7 protein-coding genes are annotated in these 7,866 nt (G+C 59.6%); 6 read left to right on the top strand and 1 reads right to left on the bottom strand.

Annotated features, from left to right (window positions below; translation table 11 throughout):
• From VK574_RS03320 to VK574_RS03330, 3 genes are all read left to right on the top strand, one after another.
• The coding region (locus VK574_RS03320) for a 3-deoxy-7-phosphoheptulonate synthase (RefSeq protein WP_472798386.1) at positions 1–483 on the top strand (483 nt) is incomplete at its 5' end.
• A gap of 223 nt (positions 484–706) precedes the next feature.
• A complete protein-coding gene (locus VK574_RS03325; protein WP_472798387.1) occupies positions 707–1,447 on the top strand; it encodes a sensor histidine kinase in 741 nt (246 codons plus the stop codon).
• A 160-nt stretch (positions 1,448–1,607) separates the two neighbouring features.
• Complete coding sequence (locus VK574_RS03330; protein ID WP_472798388.1) at positions 1,608–2,309, top strand: Crp/Fnr family transcriptional regulator; 702 nt, start codon at positions 1,608–1,610, stop codon at positions 2,307–2,309.
• 59 nt (positions 2,310–2,368) lie between these two features.
• Here VK574_RS03330 and VK574_RS03335 read toward each other — a convergent pair whose 3' ends face one another.
• A complete protein-coding gene (locus VK574_RS03335) occupies positions 2,369–3,394 on the bottom strand; it encodes a class I SAM-dependent methyltransferase (RefSeq protein ID WP_472798389.1) in 1,026 nt (341 codons plus the stop codon).
• A gap of 188 nt (positions 3,395–3,582) precedes the next feature.
• Between VK574_RS03335 and VK574_RS03340 the strand changes: the two genes are divergently transcribed.
• The 3 genes from VK574_RS03340 (at position 3,583) to VK574_RS03350 (ending at position 7,629) form a co-directional block, all read left to right on the top strand.
• On the top strand, positions 3,583–4,035 hold the full coding sequence (locus tag VK574_RS03340) for an ester cyclase (RefSeq protein ID WP_472798390.1): 453 nt from the start codon (positions 3,583–3,585) through the stop codon (positions 4,033–4,035).
• Between the two features lie 248 nt (positions 4,036–4,283).
• On the top strand, positions 4,284–5,525 hold the full coding sequence (gene lpxB, locus VK574_RS03345; protein WP_472798391.1) for a lipid-A-disaccharide synthase: 1,242 nt from the start codon (positions 4,284–4,286) through the stop codon (positions 5,523–5,525).
• A gap of 55 nt (positions 5,526–5,580) precedes the next feature.
• On the top strand, positions 5,581–7,629 hold the full coding sequence (locus tag VK574_RS03350; protein WP_472798392.1) for a M1 family aminopeptidase: 2,049 nt from the start codon (positions 5,581–5,583) through the stop codon (positions 7,627–7,629).
• Positions 7,630–7,866: the final 237 nt, after the last annotated feature.

Raw genomic sequence — 7,866 nt, forward strand, 5'->3', positions numbered from 1 at the left:
GACATCCAGATTGCCATTGACGCCATCCTCTCCGCGTCGAACTCGCACACCTTCCTCGGCCATACCAAGTACGGCCAATCCGCCATCTTCGTCACCACCGGCAACCGCGAGACCCACATCATCCTCCGCGGCGGCCGCAAAATGGTGAACTATACCGCCGAATCCGTCGCGCAAACCTCCAAAGCAATGGAAGCAGCTGGCCTCCAGCCCCGCATCATGATCGACTGCAGCCACGCCAACAGTAATAAGGACCACCTTCGCCAGCCCATCGTCTGCCACGACCTCGCCGCCCAGGTCGCCGCCGGAAACCACAACATCATCGGCGTCATGATCGAGAGCAATCTCGTCTCCGGAGCGCAAAAACTCGTTCCCGGCCAGCCTCTCGTCTACGGCCAAAGCATCACCGACGCCTGCATCGACTGGAACCAGACCTACCCGCTGCTGAAAGAACTCGCGGCAGCGGCGCGCACTCGCCGTCCGTAACCCCGACAACGCATCAGATGATCCCGCGACCCTCTTTTGTAAGCGGACCACCTTTCCCAATAACCCCGCATCAATATGTCTGATATCGGACATAGAGGGTTTTGTCCCATGCGCATAAAACCCTCCGTGCCGAAGCTAATGTGCTGGCCTGCGGAGGCGCTTCCCTCCATGTATTCGGTGCCCCAATCGAATGGCATCCTCCCAGTGTTCCAAGAGGTGACCCATGAATCGGCCAGCCGACAACGATTGCATTCAGCGGCAAGAGATCGAAGATATCGTTCGCAAAAATCAGGAACTCGTCGTGGCTGGTCAGTTTGCAGCCATGGTCATGCACGAGATAAACGGGCCTCTCGAAGCCGTCCATAATCTCAACTATCTCGTTCAACAGGAAGCAGATAACCCCTCCCAGGTTCGCATGTTCAGCGCCATGCTCGAGGAACAGCTCGGCACCCTCACCAAGCTCTCCCGGCAAACGCTCAGCTTCTATCGCTCGCCCGAAACCCGCGAATCCACCACCATCTCCACCCTGGCCGAGGCCGCACTGCGCGTGTATCAAAGGAGCATCTCCGCCAAGCACATCACTCTGCGCAAGCGCCTCAGGACCGACGTCACCGCCGAAGTTCATGCCGGCGACATGCTTCAGGTGTTCTCCAATCTCATCTCCAACGCCCTCGACGCCCTGCCCGAAAATGGCACTCTTGCCGTGAGCGTCCGGCGCGGCGCCAACGAAGCCCACGTCACAGTTGCCGACAACGGGCCCGGCATCCCCGCGCCCATCATGCCCAGAATCTTCGACCCCTTCTTCACTACCAAAAAGGAGCACGGCACAGGCCTGGGCCTCTCCATCTCCAAATCCATCGTCGAGAAGCATCACGGCCGCATTCGCAGCCGCACCACAACGCGACCTTTTCGAAATGGAACCGCATTTCGTATCTCCATTCCTCTCAGCGCCAAGGCTGGCTAAATCTCATAAATTCTGCACTTATGTGCGGTATTGAACATTCTTCCGTTCGGTATCGGGCATATAGTCGTCCGTAGGAAGCGATAGATCTCGTCTATTCAGAGCGCAACTCTTCCCGCCAATCGGGCGGAATCCCTTGCGACTGTCGCAAAGGATTTCCCCAATGGCCGCCGAACTATCAAATTTGATCATCAATGCCCTTCCGCCTGAGCTGAAGTCGTCTCTGCTCGCCCGCCTCCAGCCAGTCGACTTGCCCGTCGGGACAGTTCTCTCCAACCCCGGCCAGATTCCCCCGTTTGCGCACTTCATGACCTCCGGCATTGCCTCCGTTGTCACCTTCATGTCCGACGGCATCGGCGCCGAAGTCGGCGTGATTGGCCGTGAAGGCCTCGTTGAGGGGATTCACCTTCTTGGACCCGCCTCGGCCCCCACGACGGCCTTCATTCAAAGTGAAGGGACCGCCCTGCGCATGCCTTTCGCTGAATTGCAGCAGCTCTTTCTCGTACCCGGATCGCTTTCTCAACGCATTCTGGAGTGTGTGCAAAGCCAGGGCTTCATTCTTAGCCAACTGGCAGCCTGCCATGGCCTCCACGAGATCGAAGAACGCCTCGCCCGCTGGTTGCTGATGGTCCGGGACCGCCTTGAATCCAATAATTTTGTGCTGACTCAGGAGTTTCTCGCAGAAATGCTGGGCGCCCGGCGTACCAGCGTCACCCTCGCCGCCGGAACGCTACAGCGCAGCGGCCTCATTAAATACACCCGGGGACACATACAAGTCATCGATCAGCAGGGCCTTGAGAAAACCGCGTGCGAGTGCTACCCCATCGTCCGCGATCTCGTTTCACGCCTCTACACCGGAGACTGAGAAAGCGCAACCCTTAAGTTGCGCTTTCAAAACACTCTCGGATTTCGCTTTCACTGAGCTCAGGCGTCCCCCATCACAATCGTGTGCGGACTCATCGGGATCGGGTGCGCCTTCGTGCCCTTGAATCCCGCTTCCTCATACATCGAGTGCAGTTCGCTGAACGGGTACGCATCGCCCGCCGTCGTGGTGGTGAGCATCGTCATCGCAAACCCAGCCGGCATCGGCGGTGATACCCGATCTTCGTTCGGCACAAATTCGAGCGTTGCCGCTCTCCCGCCCGGCTTCAGTGAAGAATGCACCTTCTTCAACAGGCCCACGCACGTCGGTTTGTCAAAGTGATGCAGAAAGTTCGTGAGCAGCACTGCATCGTACGGTCCGCCAAACTCCACGTCGAACGCGCTTCCCGGCAGCATGTTGTATCGATCCTGTACGCCTGCCTTCTCCGCATTGCGCAACGCCACGCGCAGAACCGGTGCCCAGTCCAGCCCTGTCACCTGCGCCTGCTTGTTCTGCTTCGCAATTTCAATCCCGAAAAGTCCATGTCCGGCCGCAATATCCAGCACATGCATCGGCCCTTCGTGTCCCTCCAGCACCACCGCGCCCAGCGGCCCCGCCATCGGACCCATCATCGGCGCCATGTTCTCCGCAAACTCCACCCACAGAGGATTCTCCGGCTCGACACTTCCCTCGCCCGGAAGGTGCGTTCGCCCTGCGCGCACCACATCAGCAAGCCCCGTAAGTCCAGAAATCAGTTCCGGCCGGCTCATAAAGTGCGCCACCGATGCCATGCACGCCGGCGACACAGGATCGAGAAATGCAGCGCTGTTCGGCGTGTGCTTGTAGCAGTTCGCTTCCTTCGCCAGCAAACCGTTGATCACCAGAAAATCACAAAGAATGCGAATACCGCGCTCCGAGGCCTTCGCGTGACGTGCAATCGAAGCGACGTCGCCCGGCCCCTGTCCGACCGACCTGAAAATATCCAGATCGATCGCAGCCTTCAGTGCTGCCGTCTTCTGAACCGCCTGCACCATGTCAAAAACAATGCCCGGATTCAGAGGAGCCTGGGCCTGATTTCGCTCTTGCATACAACCTCCATGCCCGCGGGGCTTTCATGAATTGACTGGGGATCCCATCCGGGTCTGGCAGAGTCTACCAAATGTCGCCTGTCGCACGCGCACAAATCAGCTGGCCCGCATCGGAATTTCCCTTGTTCTCGCTCCAGTCTATTGCTATGCTTAGCGCTCTCTACGACCCGTCTCATTTGGAGGTCTGCATGTCTGAAGAGAACAAAAAATTGGTCCGGCGCTGGTTTGAGGAAGTATGGAACCAGCAGAGCGAAGAAGCAATCGATGAGATGTTCGCTCCGGGAGGCAAGGCCTACGGATTCCCCGAACCGAACTCTGTTCTGGTCGGGCCCGAGAACTTCAAAAGCATTCACCGCATATTCCTTGGAGCCTTCCCCGATCTACGGATCACGGTGCGTGAGATTGTTTCGGAGGGCGACAGAGTCGCAGTCGCCTGGACTGCGACCATGACCCATCTCGGCGAACATCTCGGCTTCGCGCCGACCATGAAGCAGGAGACTCTCGAAGGCTCATCCTTCCTGACCGTAAGTGGCAGCCAGATCAAGGAGGGAACAAACTACATGGATATGCAGGCCTTGATTCTTCGCCTCAAAGACAGTACCCCATTCGTTGTCGCGGAAAATGAAACGTCGCTCGCATAGTTCTTTGGCGACTATCGGCGAGCTTGCAAGAGCCGCGGCCTCGGCACACCCGGCCCCATAACTACCCGTATCTGTTCACGCGTCACTTGCCCTCGGCAACCCAGCGCATTCGAACCTTTTCCTGCTCCAAAATTCTCCACCCCACAATCCGGCTTTGCCTCCCCGTCCGCCGCTCTTTCGTCAACCCATCCAAATTCTCTGCATCCCCAACCCTTTATCATGTTTCCAGCGCGGGACGAGGCGCACGGATGTCCGAGCCCACCATCTTCATCTCCGCCGGCGAAGCCAGCGGCGAGCTCTACGGCGCCATGCTGGTGGAAGAGTTGCGCGGCCAGCTCGCCGTAGAGGGCCGCCACGCTCGCTTCGTCGGGATGGGTGGGGCGCGCATGGTCAGGGCGGGACTTCGCCAGATCGTTCGCTCTGAAGACATGGCCGTTATGGGCATCACCGAAGTCATCCAGCACCTGCCGCGCATCTACCGCGAATATCAGAAACTCAAGAGCGCGATCCGCACCCACCCTCCCGTTATTGCTGTCCTCATCGACTTCCCCGACATTCACTTCAAGCTCGCACAGGAGTTCCGCCGCCTGGGCGTTCCCGTCATTTTTTTCGTCAGCCCTCAAATCTGGGCGTGGAAGAAGAAACGTATCAAGCTTGTGCAGAAGTTCGTCGACAAAATGCTTGTGATCTTCCCCTTCGAACAGGCCTTCTATCGCGAACACGGCGTCTCCGCCGAATTCGTCGGTCACCCGCTCGCCGACCTGCCTCTGCCCTCCATCACCCGTGAGCGCTTTGCCCGTGAAAGCTCGCTCAACTCCTCGCGCTCGTGGATCGCGCTGTTGCCCGGCAGCCGCGCCAAGGAGATCGGCGACAACCTGCCCCAGATGCTCTCTGCTGCCCGCATTCTCACCCTCCGCGGACCCCGCGCCACCAGCCCGCGCAAAGAATTCGAATTCATCATCCCCCTCGCTCCGACTCTCAACGCATCCCAGCGCAAGATGCTTGCGGGCCTGGTCAAGCACCACGGTGAGGGCCTCCCCGTCCAGCTAGTCGATGACGCGCGCGCCTCCCTTCTGCATGCCCGCGCCTCCGTCGTTGCCAGCGGAACCGCCACCGTCGAAGCCGCGCTTATCGGAAACCCCTTCGTCGTTGTCTATCGGGTTTCGCCCCTCACCTATGAAATCGCCCGCCGCGTAGTCAAAGTCCCCTACGTCGCCATGGCCAACCTCATTGCCGGCAAAATGGTCGTCCCCGAGCTCATCCAGGCCGACTTCACCGCCGCCAATATCGTCCGCCAAATCGAGCCCCTGCTACCCGACGGGCCACTTCGCCAGTCCATGATGAAGGAGCTGGCCCGTTTTCGAGGCCTTCTCACCCCCGGCGAGTCCGGGTTGGGGGACGAGGTCGAAACCGCCATAAGTCGTGTCGCAGGCATCACAATCAGGCAGATCGGCAATGCCTTACCCGTCTCCGAATCCGTACAATCCTGAGGTTGCAGGCTGCGGAGAAATGACAATACAAAGCTTCGTCGCGATTAGGAAGAAAATGCGTCTAACACTGGAAATGCTGAATCTGAAATCGTTTGTCCGCAGGTCGTTGGCGACCCGCGGATTTGGCCCTTGGGCGGCGCTCTTGATTCTTGGCGTCGGCTTTTTCACGTCCCACCCCCTCGCCGCGCAACGGCCCGAACGTCCCACGCTCGAAGTCACTGGATACGTCATTGACGCCGAGATCGACCCCGCTACGCACCATCTCGCCGCCAAGGCGACCGTCACGTTCACGGCGCCTGAAAACTCAGAGATGGTCAGCTTCGGATTTCATCCCGCGCTGAAGATCAACAAGATCACCGACGACTCCGGAAAAGTCCTCACCGGCGAGCGCTCGGCCGACGGCACCATCCGCGTCACTCCGGCAACCGCGTTCGCCCCCAGCCAGGCCGCTCACTGGACATTTGAATACGACGGCACCATCACCGGCAGTGAAGACGGACCCATCGAAGGTCTGAAGCTCGCCGCTATCCAGGAGCCCATCACCTACCTTCTCTACCCCGCGCGCTGGTTCCCCACCTCCGGCTACATGACCGACCGGTTCACCGCAGAGATCCACTTCCGTGTCCCGCAGGGCATGAAGGTCTTCTCCAGCGGCGCTCAGGGTTCTGCCCATTCCGTCACGCTCGCCGGCGGAAAACCCGGCGACCAATACGACTTCAACTGGAATAAGCCCGGCTTCCCCGGAACAATCATCGCCGGTCGATTCGTTGGCCCCATCTCCGTCGGCAGCGGCAACGTCAAGGTCTATCTCACCGTCGCCCACCAGGCCTCGGCAAACCAGCTCGCGCAAACCGCTACTCGCGAATTCGATTTCTTCACCGACAGATTCGGCGCGCTTGAATCCTCCCATCTCAACGTTGTTGAAATCCCCGACGACACCCTACCCGCCGTCTGGGCGCCTGAATTGGCCGCCATCATGGGCTCCCGCGTCGGCGACAAGTCCGGCATCCGCCTCCTCGCCAACACCATCGCCCACCAGTGGTGGGGCTCCGAAGTCAGCCCCCGCACCCTCAGCGACGCGTGGATCACCAACGGCATGTCGCGTTATGGCGAGTTGATGTTTATCGAAGACGAAAACGGCAAAAGCGCCCTCAAGACCGCGCTGGAAGACGTCTCCGCCGGCGCGCTCGCCTACGACACCATTCCCCTGTCCAGTTCCGCGCGCCTCAATCCCTTCTCGCCGGAATTCCAGTCCATGTCCCTCGAAAAGGGAGCCATGATCTTCCACATGCTGCGCGGAGAGATTGGCGACAAGGCCTTCCTCGCCACGCTCAAAGGCGCGCTCAGCCAGTACACCGACAAATCCATTCGCGCTTCGGATTTCGAGAAGGTCGCCGAAGCCCAGAGTCAGGAGCAACTCCTTCCCTTCTTCTCGCAGTGGATCGACGGCACCGGCGCGCCCACCTTCACCAACAAATACGCCGTCTACCGCCTGGGCAATAACAAGGGATTCCGCACGATTGGCCAGATCAACCAGGACCTCGACCTCTTCCGCATGCCCGTCGATCTGCGCGTTGATACCGATGGCAAGACGGTGGACCAGAAAGTCGACGTCGTCGGCACCGACTCCCAATATGTTGTCGACACCTTCGGGCGCCCGCGCCACATCGTTGTCGATCCCGGCGACTGGGTGCTCAAGTCCTCACCTGACCTCCAGGTGCGCATTGCCATCCTCAAGGGCCAGCAGCTTGTCGCGCAGAACGATCTCGTTGGCGCCCTCGCCGAATATCAGAAGGCTCTCCAGGCCAATCCCCAAAGCTCGCTGGCCAGCTATCGCATCGGCGAAGTGCTCTTCACCCAGCGCAACTTCCAGGCCGCCGTGAATTCGTATCGCGACGCCCTCCGAGGCGACGGCGAACCTCGCTGGACCGAAGTCTGGAGCCATATCGCTCTCGGCAAAATCTTCGACATCACCGGCCAGCGCGACCGAGCCGTCAACGAATACCGTCTTGCCGTCCAGACCAACGACAACACCCAGGGCGCCGTCAATGAAGCCCGCCAGTGGCTCTCCAAACCCTACAAACTCCCCGACACCGGCCAATAGTCGTTCGTTCTCTCATGGGTAGAAGGGGCCCCGCTCACCGCGGACTCGCTGTTGACCGATGTGTTACTGACGAGTGGGCGGTTGTCGTTAGCACATAATATGTCCGGTGTTTTTAGCAAGTGATATGTCCGCTTTTCGGGCGGCGAGGATGGAGCCATGCGCGAGAGCATGGAGATCTATCCGAGGACCGCAGCGGAGCGGGCGATGAAGTTACAGGAAGTGCTGTTGCGAGCCACA

It is taken from the genome of Occallatibacter sp., from assembly GCF_035317045.1.
Taxonomy (GTDB): Bacteria; Acidobacteriota; Terriglobia; order Terriglobales; family Acidobacteriaceae; genus Telmatobacter.